Genomic DNA, 18,173 nt, shown 5'->3' with positions numbered 1-18,173 from the left:
TTTCGTTCTAGAAAAACATATCTTAAGATTCTTACAGAAAATCTTTGAGTTGTTCGAAAAAAGAAAGGAACAAACCATTTTTCTCTTTGTTTTTTGCTAAAAAAGGTGGGGAAAGTGCTTTTTTTCAGATAATTTCGGCCATCAACATGTGCCGATAATCCGTGTTTTTCCTTATTGTGTCAGCCAGCACAATAAGGAAATTTTCAAACGCAATAAGGCTGTCAGCTGACAGCCTTATTGCGTTCTCCGACAACCTTATAGAATAGGTCGGTCAGATTGGAGGAGTCTGAAAATAAGTCTACTTCAATTTGATTTTGAAGCCACTCTCGGGAGTACAGACTGCGAACTATTTTTACAGAATATAAGGGCGTTAAATCCTCGAAAGATTTAACTGATTTCTTTCTCAATCCGATTGGTCAGTTCCACAAACTCGTCCACGCTGAGCTGCTCCGGACGCTTCGTCAGCTCGGGGTGAGCCAAGAACTCCGTATGGTCGCAGTTGGGCGAAGTTTGTGCAAAAAACGGTTTGAGCGACACGCGCAACATTTTGCGGCGTTGCTGGAACACGGCCTTTACTACTTTCTTAAGCAACACCTCGTTGCAACCACATTCGTGTATATCGTTGCGCGTCATGCGTACCACCGCGCTGCGCACCTTTGGAGGAGGATTGAACACACCAGGCTCAACGGTGAAGAGGTACTCAACATCGTACCAACGCTGTAGCAACACGCTCAAAATGCCATAGGACTTTGTGCCGGGACGTGCCGCAATGCGCTCGGCCATCTCTTTCTGAATCATTCCCGTGCAGCAGGGAATAAGCTCTTTGTAGTCGAGCATTTTGAAAAATATCTGGCTGGAGATATCGTAAGGATAATTGCCTGTAAGCACAAAAGGCTTGCCGTCAAATACAGTATTGAGGTTCATACGTAGAAAGTCCTCGCCCAGAATGTTATCCCGCAATTCGGGCCAACGTTCAAGTAGGTAAGCCACACTTTCGCGGTCGATCTCCACCACCTTCACCTCTCTGTCCTTGGGCAAGAGGTATTGTGTCAGCACGCCCATACCAGGGCCTACTTCGAGAACGGGCAACTGCGGGCAGGCATCTACGGTGTCGGCGATGCGCTCAGCCACATGGAGGTCGGTCAGAAAGTGCTGACCGAGATTTTTCTTAGGTTTTACTGATTTCAACATATCGGAATTGTTACCGGAAAGGAACCACGCAAACGTAGGTTACTCTGATTGTGCAAAAATTGAAGACAATTCTTTGGAACATTGGGCAGATTGTCCTAACTTCGCATTGGAGACGTCACAAAAGTACGCATTTCCCTACGAAACACATTGAAGATTCTTAAGAAGATACTGCAACTGGCGCTGCCCTTTGCTTTTGGGCTGGGCATTCTGTGGTGGATGTACCGCGGAACAGATTGGCGCGACTTTTTCCGTAGTGTGTTCGGCGAGATGAAATGGGGATGGATGCTTTTCTCCTTTGTTTTCGGCATTCTAGCCCAGCAAATCCGAGCTTGGCGCTGGAAAATGGCACTCGAGCCCTTGGGCGAACATCCACGGCGCAGCAGTTGTGAGAATGCTATCTTTATTAGCTATGCCGCTTCTTTAGTGATTCCTCGTGTAGGCGAAGTGACGCGCTGCGGCACACTAAAGAAATACGATGGCATCTCTTTCACAAAATCGCTCGGGACGGTTGTCACGGAGCGCATGGTCGATTCCCTCGTCATGCTTCTCCTCACCGCGACCGCCTTTCTCTGTCAAATCCCCGTTTTTCTCAAGTTCCTTCGTACCACAGGTATGGACTTCCGCGGATTTTTCGGGCAATTCACCAGCACTGGCTACCTCGTCACGGTGCTTTGCCTAATTATGGCCGTTGGAGCATGTGTATTTCTCCTCCGCCGCTATTATTCCCGCGGGCGCGACTTGCTGAAAGATCTTTGGGCAGGAGCACTCTCCCTCAAAGATGTCCGCAATCTGCCGCTCTACATCCTAATGAGTTTCGGCATCAACCTTTGCTATTTTCTCCACTTCTATATTGCTTTCTTCTGCTTCAACTTCACAAGCGGCATCAGCCCTATCGAAGCATTCCTTATATATTGTGTAGGAATGTTCGCCGTACTCGTGCCGACGCCTAACGGGGCTGGGCCGTGGCATTTCGCCGTTAAAACGATGCTCGTCCTTTATGGAGTGGCAGAAAAAGAGGCCATACTCTTCGCGCTCGTAGTCCACACGCTGCAAACGGGGCTTGTGGTGCTCCTTGGAGCTTTCGGATTTGCCCGCCTCTCTATGAAAAGCAAAAATGAAAAAGACTAGTAATAACTCTTAACCATAATAATTATGAGTGAAATCAAGAATTTGCAGCCACAGGCTGTTTGGAAGAATTTCTACTTACTAACACAGGTACCACGCCCTAGCGGCCATTTGGAAAAGGCTCAGCAATTCCTGTTGGATTGGGCCAAGGAACGCAATATCGAAGCCTTCAAAGACGAGGCTGGAAATATCATCATGCGCAAAGCAGCCTCTAAAGGCTACGAAGACCGTAAGATGGTGGTGATGCAGGGCCACATAGACATGGTTCCGCAAAAGACAAAAGAATCTACCCATAATTTCGAGACCGATCCCATTGAGACCTACGTGGACGGAGAATGGGTGAAAGCCAAAGGCACTACTCTCGGCTCGGACGACGGTATGGCAGTGGCCACTATGATGGGTATCCTCGAGGACGACACTATTGAACACGGCCCGCTGGAGTGCTTAATCACGGCTGATGAGGAGACAACGATGTACGGAGCTGAGAACCTGGCCAGCGACACCTTGCAAGGTGAGATTCTCCTCAACCTCGACAACGAGACAGAGGGCGAAATGGTCATCGGTTCAGCAGGTGGCGTCGACCAGAATGCAGTGTTGGAATATCAGGAAGAAGAAACCGATGGCGGCGATGCAGCTGTCAAAGTGGTTATCAAAGGTTTGCTCGGCGGCCATAGTGGTTTGGAAATCAACCAAGGTCGCGCTAACGCAAACAAGCTGATGGGCCGTCTCGTTCAAGATGCTATGGCCAATTTCGAAGCACGTCTGTGCAGCTGGGTGGGAGGAAATATGCGCAATGCTATTCCGAGTCACGCCGAAGTGGTACTTACGCTTCCGAAAGAGAATGTTGCTGCACTGAAAGAGGATTGTATCGCCGACTGGAAAAAGGTTTTCACTGACGAGTTTGCCTTTGTTGAGAAGCAGCTCGAACTCCTCTGCGAGGACGTGGAACGCCCCGCTAAGCAAGTGCCGGCTGAAATTGGCGACAACTTAGTTAACGCTATTTGCGCCTGCCACAACGGACCGATGCGTATGATTCCAGAAATCCCCGATGTAGTGGAAACCAGCTCCAACCTTGGTATCGTGGAGATTGGAAACGGAACAGCGATGTTCACAGTACTCGTGCGCTCCAGCCGCGATAGTATGCGCGAATGTTGCGCTGAGACAAACGAGAGCGCATTCTCAATGGCGGGCATGAAGGTTACTTATGCTCATCAGTATCCAGCTTGGCAGCCCAATCCGCAAAGTGAAATCGTGGCACTGATGCAGAAAGTCTACAAGCAGCTCTTTGGCACTGACAATCGCGTGGGCGTTGTTCACGCCGGCCTTGAATGTGGCGTCATCGGTGCCAAATATCCCAAGATGGACATGGTAAGTTTCGGTCCGACACTCCGTTCTCCGCATACGCCCAACGAACGTTGCAACATTCCGTCGGTAGAACGCTATTGGCAGTTCGTACTTGAGACATTAAAAGAAACGCCAAAGAAATAATTTTATAGTAACGAGTGACAGGTCTGAAGTAGTTGCTGAACAGCACACTTATTATAGCTACGCTTTGTAGCCTCCGACCAGTCGCTCGTTACTTCCTATTTATCACTCAAAACTTTCGACAAATGAAAAATCTAAGAGTAGAAGCCATCGTCTTGGCTGTAGGACTCGCCATCTTAGGTGTGTTCCTTTATTGTGGTTTGAGAAGTTTTTCTCGACAGGACCGCATCGTCAGCGTACGAGGTTTAGCAGAGAAAGAAGTAAAGGCCGACCACGTTATCTGGCCCATCGTGTTCAAGACATCCAGCAACGACATGCAGGACCTTTACCGCCAGCTCAATTCATCCAATCAAGTCATCAAAAACTGGCTACAAGCAAACGGCATTCCTGCAAATGAAATCAGCGTAGGTGCTCCTCAGATTTCAGACCTTAGAGCCAATCAATACTCCGACCTTTCTAATCGTGACCGCTTCTCATTGTCTTGCGTGACAACAGTAAGCTCTTCACAGGTTGATAAGGTGCGTTCACTGATTCCCCGCATCGGCGAACTGCTCGCTAAGGGTGTAGCCATTGCCGGAGACGAATATAGCAATCAGGTGCAGTATGATTTCACCAAACTCAACGCTATCAAACCGCAGATGATTGCTGAAGCAACGAAGAAAGCCCGCGAGGCAGCCGAGAAGTTCGCAAAGGACTCCGACAGCAAGATTGGCAAAATCAAGAGCGCAACCCAGGGACTTTTTGAAATAGACGACCGCGACCAATATACACCATATATAAAGAACGTTCGCGTAGTTACATCTCTCAACTTCTATATTGAAAACTAACGTCCTCTTAGAGGCAATGATTAGAAACAAGCGTTGGCTGATAGCTGCTGTTATAGTGGCTATCGGCCTTTTGCTGTTTATTTTCGACCCCGTGCAGACACAGTGGTCGCCAAAGTGCGTGGTTAAAGCTGTCACTGGCTACGACTGTCCCGGCTGTGGCTTCCAGCGAGCAGCTCATGCCGTGCTCCACGGACGATTTATGGATGCTGTCCACTACAACCTCTTTCTGCTCGTTGCCCTACCCTATCTTTTTCTGCTCGTTCTCAGTGATTGGCTGCTGCGCGGTAAGGCGCAAGCTCAACTGAAACGTTTCACTCATCATCGCTATTGGATTTGGACATATCTCGTCCTATTTTTCACGTGGTGGATACTGCGAAATTTGCTCGGACTATAAGGATGTCAGCCACTTTTCTAAAGAAAACCTTGGATAGGTCTATGAAATAACATATTTTTGCTTTTTAGATAAACTTACCCCCTTATGGAACAATATTTCTATCTTGATGTAAACAAAGTGCAGCAAGGTCCTGTTGACGGATCTCAGCTGGTTAAGTTTGGAGTAACTCCTACAACGCTCGTTTGGAAACAAGGCATGGCGCAGTGGACACCTGCTGGACAAGTGCCCGAGCTTGCAGCTATCTTCAACGTTCTTGAAGAAGTTCAGCAACCGCAGCAAGGCCCACAATTTGGCCCTCAAGTTGCTCAACCCAACTTCTATAACCAGCAGACATACAACCAGCCGCCGCAAATGCCACCCCCTCCTGATAATTATTTAGTATGGGCCATTCTCGCTACAATCTGCTGCTGTCTGCCATTTGGTGTAGTTTCTATTGTTTACGCTGCAAGAGTAAACGGACTTTATCAAATGGGACAATACCAGGAAGCCTTAGCAGCCTCTAACAGTGCAAAGACATGGGCCATTGCCGCTGCTATATGTGGGGTTGTCATTGGCATCATCTACTTCTTCATTGGACTGATGCAAGGCTTTATGCGCATGTAATCAATTGTAGCTATATATGAATCCAGACTATCTGCAGGCTGCTGACGAACAGCCTTCACGCCCTCCTATGCCAGATAATCATCTGGTTTGGGCCATCCTTTCCACCTGCATGTGCTGCCTTCCTTTTGGCGTAGTTTCTATTGTTTACGCTGCACAAGTGGAGAATCTCTACTGGAAGGGCCGATATGAAGAAGCTTTTGATAAAGCAAACAAAGCGCGCAAATGGGCCATTGCTTCAGCAGGTGCAGCAGTAGCAGTCTGGATGATTTATGCTTTGATCCTTTTAATTATTTTTATCTTAGGTCTTAAGCAACCACATTAACATACGAACTATGTCCACAGGACTACTTATGCTGTTGACATTGGCGTTCTACTTCCTACTGCTGCTTTTCATCTCTCGGAAAAGCAGCAGTAGCCATGATAACAACGCTTTCTTTAGAGCCAACCGCCGTTCACCTTGGTGGATGGTGGCTTTTGGTATGATAGGCGCCAGCATCTCGGGCGTATCGTTCATTTCTGTACCGGGCTGGGTAGGCGCAACTCAGATGACGTACCTTCAGATGTGCGCCGGCTTTTTCTTTGGCTATGTAGTCGTAGCTTTCCTGCTCCTGCCGCTCTACTATCGCCTCCAACTCACCTCCATCTACACTTATCTGGGCGAACGCTTTGGGGAAAACACCCACCGCACGGGGGCACTCTTTTTCCTCCTTAGCAAACTCACCGGTGCAGCCGCGCGGCTCTACCTCGTGGTACTCGTGCTCCAGCAGTTCATTGCCGAACCGCTCGGCATCCCCTATCCGCTCACCGCTCTCATCACACTGCTGCTCATCTGGCTCTACACGCGTCGCAGCGGCGTCAAGACCATTGTGCGCACCGATGCCCTGCAAACGCTCTGTATGCTCCTCGCCCTCGGCGGCATCTTGTGGGCAGTGATTAGCAGGCTCGGACTGGACTTCCATGGAGTAGTCACCACCGTCAGTCAAAGCCCATTGAGTCGCATTTTTGCTTGGGAAGGCACACAATCGTTCTGGCGACAATTTTTCAGCGGTATCGTCATCGTCATCGTTATGACGGGACTGGACCAGGACATGATGCAGAAAAATCTCACGTGCAAAAACCTGCGTGAAGCGCAAAAGAATATGTGCTCCTACGGCCTTTGTTTCCTGCCCGTCAACCTCATTTTCCTCGTCCTTGGCATACTCCTCTTCACGTTCTGCGCCCGGCAAGGCATCGCTATCCCAGAGCAAACCGATCGCCTCCTGCCCATGCTGGTGAGCAACGGTAGTTTGGGCAGCATCGTCATACTCCCCTTCACCATCGGCATAGTGGCCGCCGCTTTTTCCAGTGCCGACTCAGCCATTACAGCCTTGACCACGAGTTGCTGCATCGACCTTATCGGAGTGGAGCGCCACAATTGGGAACAAGCCCGACAAGAGCGCACGCGCAAAATTGTACACATCCTCATGTCGCTCACCTTCTTCGCCGCCATCCTACTTTTCCGCGCCATCAATTCCACCAATGTCATCAACGCCATCTATGTCATGGCGTCCTACACCTATGGCCCATTATTGGGACTCTACGCTTTCGGTCTGTTCACGCGGCGTGGCGTGCGCGACCGCCTTGTGCCCTGGGTGTGCATTGCCTGTCCCATCATTTGCGGTTTGCTTGACCATTACGCGCCCCTCCTATGGGACTACAAGTTTGGCTACGAACTCCTAATGCTCAATGGTTTATTGACATTCGCGGGTCTACTCCTTTGCCAAACCCACAAAGCTGCGCGACTCTCCACCACATAAAAAATTCCCAAGACAATCATAAAAACTTCGGACTTATCAGGCTTTTTCTTACAGCTCAATAAGTCCGAAGTTTCTTTACAATGACCTTTTGCAAAATAGATTGCAACAACTGATAAACACGACCGCTTTCAGCAGAAAATATGCTTTTTCTATTGTTCGGCAGCAAGCAAAAGTCGCTCAACAACTCTCAGAAACCTAAAAAATCAAGGTTTCCCCATTTTTTCTGCTCTTTTTGGGCCATCAGTAGCCCCTTCTTGCTCGTAGTTTTCCTTATTGCGTCAGCCAGCATCCTTATTGCGTCAGCCGACACAATAAGGATGTCAGCTGATAGCCTTATTGGACCGGCCTGAAGAGTCGGACTTGTCAGACTCCCTCTTTACTTTCACTTGGATTTCGAGCCATTCTCAGACCTGCAAAATAAGAATTCTGTTTACAAAACAAGAGATTCCCATGAGCGGCCAGCAAAACAGAGTTTGCAAGACTTTCATGGGAATCTCTCTATTTGAGATAAGCTCCGAGAGCTGGGCTCTGGAGCGGGAAACGTTACTTCACGATGCGGACAGCAATGCCCTGTCGGTCGAGTTCATCAACGGCTCGCTCGATAGCTTCATAGTGTTCGGGGGCAATGCCCAGTTTCGGGAGGTCGAGTGTAGGAATGGCCTCAGCGTTGTGCAACTCCTTCTCATCCACAGCCGAGATAATCATACCCACGGCAGAGGTATTGTTCGTTATCGGGTCGATAAGGATGAACGAGCCTGTTTGCTTGTTGAGTTTGTAGGAATCGAAGAAGAGTTCCTTTGAGGCCTGAATCACCACGCGGCCAATTTCGTTGAGGCGGAAAGCCTCACACTCGCTCTGCTCAAGGGTGTTCACATCTATGCGGTAGTGGATTTGGTCCACATGGCAGCGACTCGTGTTCGTGGTCTGTTTGATGTAGAACGCCTTAGAGCGGTCCATTGGTTCCTCGTCCATCCAAACGAGCATCGCCTCGAAGTTGCGCCCCACAAAAGGCAGGTTGTCGGCCTTCACCAGCATTTCGCCGCGCGAAATATCTATTTCGTCCTCCAACTGCAAGATAACAGATTCGGGCGGGAAGGCATAATCCACCGTCTGCATAGGAAGTTCGGCGGTATTCAGCGTAGAACCATCAGCCCCCAGTTGCTTCTGATTGGGTGCATAAGGTGGCACAATGGCTTTCACGCGGGAGTGCTTCATAGAAGGCAGCGCCACCACCTCATCGCCTTTGCGAATGATGCCACTGGCCACCTTGCCGCAGAAACCACGGAAATTCAAGTGCGGACGACTGACAAACTGAACGGGGAAGCGGAAGTCCTCCATATTATGATCGGCATGGAGAGGAATGGTCTCGAGGAAATCGAGCAGCGCAGGACCTTCGTACCACGGAGTACGCTCCGACTTGTCCACCACATTATCGCCGTCGAGCGCGCTCAGCGGGAAACAAGTGATGTCCTCAATGCCGAGCGGGCGGACAAAGTCCATATATTCCGACACAATCTTATCGAACACTGCCTTATCGAAGCCGCAAAGGTCCATCTTATTGACGGCCAGCACCACATGCTTGATGCCGAGCAGCGAAACAAGGAAAGTGTGGCGGCGCGTTTGTGTGATGATGCCGTTGCGGGCATCAACGAGGATGATAGCAAGGTTGGCCGTAGATCCGCCCGTGATCATGTTGCGCGTGTACTGCTCGTGTCCCGGCGTATCAGCAATGATGAATTTGCGCTTATTAGTGGAGAAATAGCGATAAGCCACATCGATGGTAATACCCTCTTCGCGCTCGGCCTTCAAGCCATCGAGCAAAAGGGCATAGTCGATGTTTTCGCCAGCATTTCCCACGCGCTTGGAATCGCGCTCCAGCGCGGTGAGCTGATCTTCGTACAATTTCTTAGAGTCGAAGAGCAAGCGACCAATCAGCGTTGACTTTCCATCGTCAACACTACCGGCTGTGAGCAGGCGCAGGAGGTCCTTCTTCTCGTCATTATCAAGAAATTCTGTAATACTGACTTTATTATCTTTCAGGTCTTTCATTGTCCTATGTAACTATGTATGTATTGCAAAGTTAATATATTTTTCGGGAACGGCGGGCGGCACTCTTATGCCGCAGGCCTTATTGTTGTTCTTTCTGTCGGGTAGGTAGCGGCGTGCCACCTGCTGCAACAGATTCTTGCGCCAATTGCGTTCGCAATTTATTGGAAAGTTTTTCCGCCCCCTCCAGCGTGAGGTGATCGGCATCATAGAAGTCGTTGGCCGTGAAATCCGTATCGGCGCGAAAATCGAAATAGCTCACACGCGGATTGGACTGCACTGCCCGACAAATACGAGCTTCCATGGCGCGCACCTGTGGGGCATACTGACAGGCACGATAGCGCGCCGTGAGCGGAGTTGAGATCAAAACGAGGCGCGCATGATAGCGCTGCGTGACAGTTTGGATGAGTTGGCGAAAGAAAGCTTCGTTGAGAGCCACATTCTTGGCATCGCGGAAAGTGTTGTTGTGAGCGCGCGCCTCGGCATTGTTCCAATCGGAGGGCTTTTGGGCAAGCGTATAGTCGGTGCCTTGTCCGAGCGCGCTCCATGTGAGCCGCGCAGGCTGCCACAACGTTTTGAGGCGTTCGCGGAAAGTAGGCATCGAGCAAAATTCGAAGCCATAGCGACTCAACCAACTATGATAGTCGCACCCCATATAAAGGCGATAGCGGGAGGCATAATACCACGTATCGTCGTGCTCAAAGTCTTCATGGAAAGAAAAGTCGGAAATGGGAAGAATCACCGTCCGCAAGGAGCGGAAAGCATAATGGTCGAGAATGAAATTATCATAGCGCAGCGTCTGCGAAACCTGTGCAGCGTTATAAGCCTTCGGTCCAAAAACTTCTGGAGTTAAACCGTAGTAGGAATGCGAACTCCCGAGAATCAGCACCTCCACAGAATCAGCATGAGCCGTCAACCAAGCATTCTTCGCCCGCGACGGATTGGGGAGTGAGCGGAGATACACCTCGGCAGCCGTCAGCAACAACAGCAGCGGTAAGATGAGCAAAAAGGTGCGCAAGATAAATTTCTTCATTTCTGTTGCGAGGAAAGATGAGTGCCGTAAACGCGGTGCATCAAGCGGAGCGCAACGGCAGAAAAACAGAGGTAGTAAATTATCGTACTAACATAGTCGGCATTGAGATTGACCCAGGCCGGAGCATCATTATCGTAGAAAGAAGCATAAGAGCGCAGCACCTTGAAAGGATCGCACACAACATAGAGCACAACGTAGAGAAAGAACGGTGTGAGCAAGAAGAGCGTGCGCAGAATAAACTTTCTAAGGAACGGCTGCTGCATAAGAAATCAGAACTGGAAATAAATAAAATCCGTGCCTGCGCCCATAGCAAAAAAGATGGCTACAATGATGGCATAGTAGAGCACAAAACGGAGAGGAGCATTAAGAAAACGCGGTGGAAACTGGAGCGCGTGTTGGCTATGACGTTGCCACCATTCAACAGCCAGCATCAAGGCCACATAGATAAGCACTTGTTTACCATGAGTAGGCATGGCGGGACGAAGCGTTATGAACATACGCACCAAATAGTGGACGGCATCGGTGAGCGTAGCACTCCTAAAGAGAATCCACCCCAACATGACGAGGAAGAAAGTAAGGAACATCTGCCCACCAGTACGCACTAATCCGAAGATACCGCCAAGGGATTTTTCTTCCGCTTTATGGCCGCGCAGAATGCTGGGCACAAAAAGGCAAGCATGATAAAGCCCCCAACAAACAAATGTCCAATTAGCGCCGTGCCAAAGGCCACTGATGAGAAACACGAAGAACGTGTTGCGCAACTGCTTTGCACGCGAGCAACGACTGCCACCGAGTGGGAAATAAATATAATCACGAAACCACGTCATCAGCGAGATGTGCCAACGTTGCCAAAAGTCGCGGATGTTGCGAGAAAAGTAGGGGTAACGGAAATTCTGCATCAATCGGATGCCAAAAAGGCGACCCGTACCGATTGCTATATCGCTATAACCGGAAAAGTCGCCGTAGATCTGAAAGGTAAAGAGAAGTCCGCCCATCAGCAGGTCTACCCCACTGGCCTGTGCATAATCGGAAAAGATGGCATTAACGCCAACGGCGCATTGGTCGGCTATAACAATCTTTTTGAAGAAGCCCCACAAGATTTGTCGCATACCATCGACTGCATCGGCATAGGAAAATGTGCGGTCCTGCTGGAACTGCGGCAGCAAGTTAGTAGCGCGCTCAATAGGGCCAGCCACCAACTGAGGGAAGAAACTGAGATAGGCAAAAAATTCTATGAGGTCGTGCGTGGCAGGAAGTTTCTTGCGGTAGACATCAATGGAATAGCTGAGTGCCTGAAAGGTGTAGAAACTAATGCCTACGGGAAGAATCACGTGGACAACGGGTGCGTGGAGCGCTCCGACCCCCAAAGCCGTGGAAAGGTCCTGCAAACTGTCGGCAAAGAAGTTGAAATACTTAAATGCGCCTAAGATGCCGAGGTTCAGCAGTATGTTGCTCCACAATATGTGTCGAGCCCATCGCGGACAGCGTTCCTCCCAAATGCCACTGGCATAACTGCAAAGCGAAGTCAGAGCCAGCAATCCCGTGAAACGCCAATCCCACCAGCCGTAGAAGAAGTAACTGCAAAGGACAATCCAAAGATTGCGCGACCTACGACCACGACAAACGTACCAATAGAAAAGGAAGACGCACGGCAGGAAAAGCAGAAATTCAAACGAATTGAAGAGCATAAAAAAAGAGCCTTACCCCTCCTTTGGCACGAGCCAGAGGGGTAAGGCTGAATATGGTTTTAGAAATATCCTTCACGCTTCTTTTGTTCCATAGAAGCATCTTGGTCGAAATCAATTACACGCGTGGTGCGCTCGCTCTTTGTGGTAGTCATCATTTCCTCCACGATTTTCTCAATCGTATCAGCTTCGCTCTCAATTGCACCAGTGAGCGGCCAGCATCCGAGGGTGCGGAAGCGGATTTTCCGCATCTCAATCATGTCTTTGTACTTTTCAGGCAAGCGTTCATCGTCTGGCATGATGAGTTGGCCGTCCATTTCCACGACTGGACGCTCTTTAGCGAAGTACAGCGGTACGATGGGAATGTTTTCAAGGCGGATATATTGCCAGATGTCCAGCTCTGTCCAATTGCTCAAAGGGAACACGCGTATGCTTTCGCCCTTGTGGATACGAGTGTTATAAATGTCCCAGAGTTCCGGACGTTGGTTTTTGGGATCCCACTGCTGAAACTGATCGCGGAAACTAAAGATGCGCTCCTTGGCACGGCTCTTTTCCTCGTCGCGACGGGCTCCACCGAAAGCTGCATCAAAGCCGTACTTTTTCAAACCATGAAGAAGCGCCTGCGTCTTCATGAGGTCGGTGTGTACCTTTGAGCCGTGCGTGAATGGGCCTACCCCAGCCTTAAACGCCTCCATGTTGCTTTCCACTATCAACTTCCAACCGTGCTCTCGCGCGTACCAATCGCGGAATTGGAGCATCTCTTTGAACTTCCACTTTGAGTCGATGTGCATCAGAGGGAAGGGCGGGCGGCCTGGAGCAAAGGCTTTCTCGGCCAGGCGAGCCATAACGCTCGAGTCCTTACCGATGCTGTAGAGCATCACAGGGTTTTCAAATTCGGCAGCTACTTCGCGGATTATGTAGATACTTTCCGCTTCGAGCTCCTTGAGGTGGCTCAGATTATACTGTTCCATATAGGTGTAGGTTTTTACTTTATGTTGTTATATAGATGAATGGTGTCGATCAATGGGAGGCACTTATTTTATTCGATACCTAAGAAAGTCAGGATTTGCTTTACGCTGTCCTCGAGGCTCATCTTGCTGGTGTCGATTGACAAGGCTGGATGCTCGGGTGCTTCAAAGGGCGCGCTGATTCCCGTAAAGTTCTTGATTTCTCCACGGCGCGCCTTGGCGTACAGCCCTTTCACGTCGCGCGCTTCGCACACTTCGAGCGGAGTGGAGATATACACTTCCTTGAAATCTTCTGCTCCGATGATGTCGCTGGCCATACGGCGCAGCTCATTGGAAGGGGATATAAATGCGGCAATAGTAATGATGCCCGTGTCCACAAAGAGTTTGGCAACTTCGGCAATACGGCGGATGTTCTCTCGGCGGTCTTCGGCCGTAAATCCGAGGCCTTTGTTGATACCACTGCGTATGTTGTCGCCATCGAGGATACGGCAAAGCAAACCTCGCTTTTGCAGTTCGCGCTCCAGAGCTATTGCCACGGTGCTTTTGCCTGAGCCGCTCAGCCCTGTGAACCAGAGCATGACGCCTTTCTGCCCCAGAAGCTCCTCTTTATCAGAGCGGCTGAGCATTTGATCAAAGATGGGATATATTTCGTTCATACCTTTAGAATGGCCAAAAGATGGGAATTAAGAATACACTTAAGAGAAAGGAGATGATGTTTAGAGGAAGTCCGACACGCACGAAGTCGGCAAACCGATAGCCGCCCACACCCTGAACAATAAGATTGGTTTGATAGCCAATGGGTGTGGAGAAACTTGACGAAGCAGCCATGCAAATGGTCACGAAGAAAGGCATGGGGCTAACTCCGAGCTGCTGAGCGATGGATAAACTAATGGGGAACGTCAGTGCAGCGGCTGCGTTATTGGTCATGAGCTCCGTGAAGCAGTCCGTCACTATGAAGATGAACGCCAGGAGTACGTAAGGGCCGAAATTGTCCGTCAGACGAATGGCTATCTCGGCGATAGCTTCCGCCACACCTGAGTTCATCATCGCCTTACTAATGGCAAAGGCCGACGCAATAGTGATGAGGATGTCCCAACTAATGAACTTCGTGTATTTCCGGGCTGGAAAAATCTGCAACCAAGCCATCACGATGGTCACAACAGAGGCAAAGAAGAACATATCAAGGTGAACTTTCGGAAAAGCCGAGCGAACGGCGGGCAACTCCCCTACCGTAGCCCCGAGAACCATCAGAGCCACCAGCACAACAGCCACCCAGCGCTTTGCGCGGGAGAGCGTATTTGCCATACCTCTGCTACTGCTCACCATGAGGAAGAAACTCGAATCTCCCCAGTTGCTAAGAAATTCTTCATCCGCCAAAAGCACGAGCGTATCCCCTTCGCGATAGCTCACCTTGCGCATATCGTGCATCAAGAAGCTCTCCCCGTTTCGGCGAAGCTCCAGAATCGTTGCTCCATACTTTCTTTTGAAGTCGAAATCAAAGAAATGTTTTCCTATTGCTGGAAAGCGCGCTCCCAACACTACATCAACGCGGAAATAACGGGAGTCTTTACCCGACAGCTCTGCTGTTTGCTCCACAGTGCGGCTATCAGGTAAGAGCCAATGGGAGAAGAGGAGCATATAAATAATACCAGCGATGGCGATAAAGATTCCCACCTTTCCCAGCTCAAACATAGTGAACCCTTGATAGCCTGCGTCCATCACCATTCCATCAACAACGAGATTGGTGGACGTACCTATCAAAGTACACATACCGCCAAGAATTGTGGCATAGCTCAACGGGATGAGAAACTTAGTAGAGGGCAAACGAACAGATTCGGTCCAGCGCTTGATAATTGGGGCAAAAATAACGACAACTGGTGTATTGTTGAGAAAAGCTGAAATGGCTGCAACAATAGGCAGTAGGCGCAGCTGAACACGATGGACAGAAAGTCGTCCCTTGGGCAGTAAGAGAAGGAGAAGTTGCTCCAACACACCCGTACGCCGAATGCCCTCACTGACAAGAAAGAGCAACGCCACCGTTATCATGCCTTTGTTGGAAAATCCCTCCAGCATTTCTTTCGGCGTCAGTATGCCAGCACACAAAAACACCACTGCGGCCGAGAACAGAACCATTCCCGGGCGCATTCGGTCCTTCATAAGCGCCAGCACAACTAGCAAGAGGACGACAACGACAAATACTAACATATCTTCAATTCATGCCCCCCCTATTTCTGTCCACACGTGGAGAACAAAAGCTTTGAGGGGCAACGACTTTTATTTACTTACTATGAAATGAGGATTGTGTAAATCCTCTTTGTTATAAACCAACGGTTCACCACTTGCGGCATCATAAACGCGCATTCCTGCTGCCCGCACAATGGCATCGCCTGCAGCGGTATCCCACTCCATGGTGGGCGCCAATCGGGGGTAGATGTCGGCACTCCCCTCCGCCACGCGACAGAGTTTGAGGGACGAACCTGCCGACAAGATTTTCACCTCGTCATGTTCCTTTCGCAAAGCATCGATGAAAGCCTGCGTTTCAGCCGAGAGATGGGAGCGCGAAGCCACCACCACAAAGTTGTGGCGCTGCGTTTCCATGGGAAGATGTACGGCAGAGCGGATAAGTTGCACTTCATCATTCTTAGCCACTGTGATATCCCCTACTTTGAACGCTCCAAAGCCTTTCATGCCGAAGTAGAGAGTGTGAGTGGTGGGTACATAAATCACGCCGCCCACTGGTTTTCCTTCCACGACGTAGGCAATATTGACAGTGAACTCCCCATTGCGTTTGATGAATTCTTTCGTACCGTCGAGCGGATCTACGACAAAGAGTTCTGTCCAATCCTTACGACTATCATAGGGTGCGTGTGCACCCTCTTCACTCAGAATGGGAAGTCCTGTTGGCCGCAAGTGTTCCACGATAACAGCATTAGCCTTGCGATCGGCCAGCGTCAAAGGTGAATTGTCGTTTTTTCTTTCCACTTCCCAATCCTCTGTAGGACGGGCGTAAATCTCCATAATAGCTTTTCCTGCTTCAACAGCTGCTGGAATTGCAGCACGCAGGAATTCTGTAGGATTGTACATACAACTTCTAATTTATTACGGCAAATATAACCATTCCATATAGAAACCACAAGCAACAGGGTTAAGCGCCCTACTCTCAACCACTGTGGTCGGAACGGAACAGCAAAACAAGTTGGGGGACACAAGGGAGAAAATCTCACTCTTCCCCTACTCTCTGAACGTTTTGCTCTTCCAAAGTCGGAGGAGGAAGATGATGCCGCGGAATGTCAGCTCGATGGCCATGGCTGTCCATACGCCAGTGAGTCCCATATCAAAGACCGATGTCAGTGTGAAAGCGAGCGTGAGGCGCACACCCCACATCGAAGCCAAGTTCATAAAGGCCGGAATGAGTGTATCGCCAGCTCCCACGCAGCAGCCATAGGCCACGATGGAAGCCGCAAACATGGGTTCGGCGAAAGCTTCAATGCGCAGAGCGGCAACACCGAGGTCGATGATTTCCTGAACCGGTGTGAAGACCGCCATCATCAGCGGGGCATACACATACATAAGGATACCCATCAGCGTCATGATGCTAATGCCAAAAGCCACGGCAATAAACGCAAAGCGGCGGGCTAAAGTTTTCCGCGCAGCTCCGATACTCTGTCCCACAAGGGTTGTGGCTGCATCAGAGATACCATAACCCGGCATGTAGCATAGGCTTTCGGCTGTCACGCCAAAGCTATTGGCCGAGATGGCAAAAACGCCCAAAGGAGCTACTATCACAGTGGTCAGAATTTGGGCGGAACACATGGCCACATGCTGCACAGCCATGGGCACCCCTATCTTCCAAGCGCGGGAGAGCACGCGGCTCGTGGGGATGAAGCGTCGCAACTCGCCAAAGCCTTTGTTCCAAATGCTCAACTGCCGCGAGCGCGCCAGCATATAGTAGACCATGATGATTGCCGTTAGAATTTCGGCCGCTGCCGTGCCTAACGCCGCCCCCGGAACGCCCAGCCCCATGCCTGGCATGGAGAAATCGAAGCCCAGAAGGGAGACGGTACGCGTGGGATAGATGAAAAAGAAATTGAAAATTATATCGAACACGCACATCACGGCGTTGAGGATACTTGGAAACTTCACATTACCGCTACACCGCAACATGGCCGAAGCTAAGATATCGAGCTGAAGTATCGGAATAACGAGACTGAAGATAGCAAAATAGGTGGCACTATCGCCGCGTATGGCATCTCCACCACCGAGCCACATAGGCAAATAAGGACTAACAAGAATGCCCAGCAAGCCCTCGATAACGCTAAAGACAAACGTAGCCACCAAGGCTTGGCGCAGCACATTGCGCGCGCCTTCTTCATCGTTGGCACCAATGAGATGGGCCACCTGAACGGAGAAGCCCATACTGACAGCGTTACAAAGTCCCGCAAAGAGCCAAACACTGGTGCTAACGAGTCCGATACTGGCACTGGCGTTGGCTCCCAGGTGGCCCACCATCGAGGCATCAATATAATTCATCACGATGGTGGCTATCTGCGCCAACATAGCAGGCAGACTGAGACGCACAAGCAACTCCAGTTGTTGCCAGCGCGTCATCTCCCGCCCTGCGCGGATTCCTTCCAGCAGTCGGTCGGTTTTTGTTGTAGCTATCCCAGTCATAAGCGGGTGCAAAATTACAATTTTTCCAGGAGAGACTGACGAAGTGAGAAGGCTCTCCAAGACTTTGTGAAAGAGAAAAAGGGCGTCCGCTCTTTTGACTATACCAAATTAACCGTCCGATTTATTGACAAACATTTTTCTCAACATAGAAATGGAACGGAAGAGATTTTCCTGAAACTACGATGAAGAAAATCGAAAAAAAGGAGAAACACGGAGGAAAATCCACCTGATTTGAGAGAGAAAGGAAGGGAAACAGCTCATTTTTTTACAATTTCAGCCGTGAACAAGTGCTTCAGAGCCACTTTTTTCCTTATTCTATCCACCAACACAATAAGGCTGTCAGCTGACT

The 18,173-nt window shown here is 49.9% G+C and carries 17 protein-coding genes; 7 read left to right on the top strand and 10 right to left on the bottom strand.

Annotation, left to right across the window (positions count from 1 at the left end; all coding sequences use genetic code 11):
* Positions 1–387: 387 nt before the first annotated feature.
* Positions 388–1,188 (bottom strand): 16S rRNA (adenine(1518)-N(6)/adenine(1519)-N(6))-dimethyltransferase RsmA, encoded by an 801-nt coding sequence (gene rsmA / locus FHS60_RS00920; RefSeq protein ID WP_183694331.1) that lies wholly within the window; start codon positions 1,186–1,188, stop codon positions 388–390.
* A gap of 150 nt (positions 1,189–1,338) precedes the next feature.
* Here rsmA and FHS60_RS00915 point away from each other — a divergent pair, with 150 nt between their 5' ends.
* From FHS60_RS00915 to FHS60_RS00885, 7 genes are all read left to right on the top strand, one after another.
* Positions 1,339–2,319: a lysylphosphatidylglycerol synthase transmembrane domain-containing protein gene (locus FHS60_RS00915; RefSeq protein ID WP_183693760.1), complete on the top strand. Its 981-nt coding sequence runs from the start codon at positions 1,339–1,341 to the stop codon at positions 2,317–2,319.
* Between the two features lie 24 nt (positions 2,320–2,343).
* The gene (locus FHS60_RS00910) at positions 2,344–3,804 is read left to right on the top strand and encodes an aminoacyl-histidine dipeptidase (protein ID WP_183693757.1); all 1,461 of its coding nucleotides are present in this window, start codon (positions 2,344–2,346) and stop codon (positions 3,802–3,804) included.
* A gap of 122 nt (positions 3,805–3,926) precedes the next feature.
* On the top strand, positions 3,927–4,628 hold the full coding sequence (locus FHS60_RS00905) for an SIMPL domain-containing protein (protein WP_183693754.1): 702 nt from the start codon (positions 3,927–3,929) through the stop codon (positions 4,626–4,628).
* 16 nt (positions 4,629–4,644) lie between these two features.
* The gene (locus tag FHS60_RS00900) at positions 4,645–5,022 is read left to right on the top strand and encodes a DUF2752 domain-containing protein (RefSeq protein ID WP_183693751.1); all 378 of its coding nucleotides are present in this window, start codon (positions 4,645–4,647) and stop codon (positions 5,020–5,022) included.
* An 84-nt stretch (positions 5,023–5,106) separates the two neighbouring features.
* Entirely contained in the window at positions 5,107–5,625 is a 519-nt protein-coding gene (locus FHS60_RS00895) for a CD225/dispanin family protein (RefSeq protein ID WP_183693748.1), read from the top strand.
* Positions 5,626–5,641: 16 nt separating this feature from the next.
* A complete protein-coding gene (locus FHS60_RS00890; RefSeq protein ID WP_183693745.1) occupies positions 5,642–5,947 on the top strand; it encodes a CD225/dispanin family protein in 306 nt (101 codons plus the stop codon).
* Between the two features lie 10 nt (positions 5,948–5,957).
* Complete coding sequence (locus FHS60_RS00885) at positions 5,958–7,421, top strand: sodium:solute symporter (RefSeq protein WP_183693742.1); 1,464 nt, start codon at positions 5,958–5,960, stop codon at positions 7,419–7,421.
* 543 nt (positions 7,422–7,964) lie between these two features.
* Here FHS60_RS00885 and cysN read toward each other — a convergent pair.
* The 9 genes from cysN to FHS60_RS00840 all read right to left on the bottom strand — a co-directional run bounded on the left by cysN (position 7,965) and on the right by FHS60_RS00840 (position 17,824).
* The gene (cysN, locus tag FHS60_RS00880) at positions 7,965–9,470 is read right to left on the bottom strand and encodes a sulfate adenylyltransferase subunit CysN (protein WP_244957384.1); all 1,506 of its coding nucleotides are present in this window, start codon (positions 9,468–9,470) and stop codon (positions 7,965–7,967) included.
* 79 nt (positions 9,471–9,549) lie between these two features.
* Complete coding sequence (locus FHS60_RS00875) at positions 9,550–10,500, bottom strand: SGNH/GDSL hydrolase family protein (RefSeq protein WP_183693739.1); 951 nt, start codon at positions 10,498–10,500, stop codon at positions 9,550–9,552.
* Complete coding sequence (locus tag FHS60_RS00870; protein WP_183693736.1) at positions 10,497–10,763, bottom strand: hypothetical protein; 267 nt, start codon at positions 10,761–10,763, stop codon at positions 10,497–10,499. The genes FHS60_RS00875 and FHS60_RS00870 overlap by 4 nt, the downstream gene beginning before the upstream one ends.
* A 6-nt stretch (positions 10,764–10,769) precedes the next feature.
* Positions 10,770–12,188: an MBOAT family O-acyltransferase gene (locus tag FHS60_RS00865; RefSeq protein WP_183693733.1), complete on the bottom strand. Its 1,419-nt coding sequence runs from the start codon at positions 12,186–12,188 to the stop codon at positions 10,770–10,772.
* 59 nt (positions 12,189–12,247) lie between these two features.
* Positions 12,248–13,156 (bottom strand): sulfate adenylyltransferase subunit CysD, encoded by a 909-nt coding sequence (gene cysD / locus FHS60_RS00860; RefSeq protein ID WP_183693731.1) that lies wholly within the window; start codon positions 13,154–13,156, stop codon positions 12,248–12,250.
* A gap of 68 nt (positions 13,157–13,224) precedes the next feature.
* Complete coding sequence (cysC, locus tag FHS60_RS00855; protein WP_183693728.1) at positions 13,225–13,809, bottom strand: adenylyl-sulfate kinase; 585 nt, start codon at positions 13,807–13,809, stop codon at positions 13,225–13,227.
* Positions 13,810–13,813: 4 nt separating this feature from the next.
* Entirely contained in the window at positions 13,814–15,358 is a 1,545-nt protein-coding gene (locus FHS60_RS00850; RefSeq protein WP_221189612.1) for an SLC13 family permease, read from the bottom strand.
* A 69-nt stretch (positions 15,359–15,427) separates the two neighbouring features.
* On the bottom strand, positions 15,428–16,237 hold the full coding sequence (cysQ, locus tag FHS60_RS00845) for a 3'(2'),5'-bisphosphate nucleotidase CysQ (RefSeq protein ID WP_183693724.1): 810 nt from the start codon (positions 16,235–16,237) through the stop codon (positions 15,428–15,430).
* 147 nt (positions 16,238–16,384) lie between these two features.
* On the bottom strand, positions 16,385–17,824 hold the full coding sequence (locus tag FHS60_RS00840; protein WP_183693721.1) for an MATE family efflux transporter: 1,440 nt from the start codon (positions 17,822–17,824) through the stop codon (positions 16,385–16,387).
* Positions 17,825–18,173 lie beyond the last annotated feature (349 nt).

It is taken from the genome of Alloprevotella rava (genome assembly GCF_014195585.1).
Classification (GTDB): Bacteria; Bacteroidota; Bacteroidia; order Bacteroidales; family Bacteroidaceae; genus Alloprevotella; species Alloprevotella rava.
The sequence above is the reverse complement of the archived record's forward strand: the minus strand, read 5'-3'. Positions and strand labels throughout refer to the sequence as shown.

Bases quoted from the DNA above. Each gene is read 5' to 3' on its own strand.
- FHS60_RS00910 (WP_183693757.1), top strand. From the start codon at position 2,344: ATGAGTGAAATCAAGAATTTGCAGCCACAGGCTGTTTGGAAGAATTTC.
- FHS60_RS00905 (WP_183693754.1), top strand. From the start codon at position 3,927: ATGAAAAATCTAAGAGTAGAAGCCATCGTCTTGGCTGTAGGACTCGCC.
- FHS60_RS00900 (WP_183693751.1), top strand. From the start codon at position 4,645: ATGATTAGAAACAAGCGTTGGCTGATAGCTGCTGTTATAGTGGCTATC.
- FHS60_RS00895 (WP_183693748.1), top strand. From the start codon at position 5,107: ATGGAACAATATTTCTATCTTGATGTAAACAAAGTGCAGCAAGGTCCT.
- FHS60_RS00890 (WP_183693745.1), top strand. From the start codon at position 5,642: ATGAATCCAGACTATCTGCAGGCTGCTGACGAACAGCCTTCACGCCCT.
- FHS60_RS00885 (WP_183693742.1), top strand. From the start codon at position 5,958: ATGTCCACAGGACTACTTATGCTGTTGACATTGGCGTTCTACTTCCTA.
- cysN (WP_244957384.1), bottom strand. From the start codon at position 9,470: ATGAAAGACCTGAAAGATAATAAAGTCAGTATTACAGAATTTCTTGAT.
- FHS60_RS00875 (WP_183693739.1), bottom strand. From the start codon at position 10,500: ATGAAGAAATTTATCTTGCGCACCTTTTTGCTCATCTTACCGCTGCTG.
- FHS60_RS00870 (WP_183693736.1), bottom strand. From the start codon at position 10,763: ATGCAGCAGCCGTTCCTTAGAAAGTTTATTCTGCGCACGCTCTTCTTG.
- FHS60_RS00865 (WP_183693733.1), bottom strand. From the start codon at position 12,188: ATGCTCTTCAATTCGTTTGAATTTCTGCTTTTCCTGCCGTGCGTCTTC.
- cysD (WP_183693731.1), bottom strand. From the start codon at position 13,156: ATGGAACAGTATAATCTGAGCCACCTCAAGGAGCTCGAAGCGGAAAGT.
- cysC (WP_183693728.1), bottom strand. From the start codon at position 13,809: ATGAACGAAATATATCCCATCTTTGATCAAATGCTCAGCCGCTCTGAT.
- FHS60_RS00850 (WP_221189612.1), bottom strand. From the start codon at position 15,358: ATGTTAGTATTTGTCGTTGTCGTCCTCTTGCTAGTTGTGCTGGCGCTT.
- cysQ (WP_183693724.1), bottom strand. From the start codon at position 16,237: ATGTACAATCCTACAGAATTCCTGCGTGCTGCAATTCCAGCAGCTGTT.
- FHS60_RS00840 (WP_183693721.1), bottom strand. From the start codon at position 17,824: ATGACTGGGATAGCTACAACAAAAACCGACCGACTGCTGGAAGGAATC.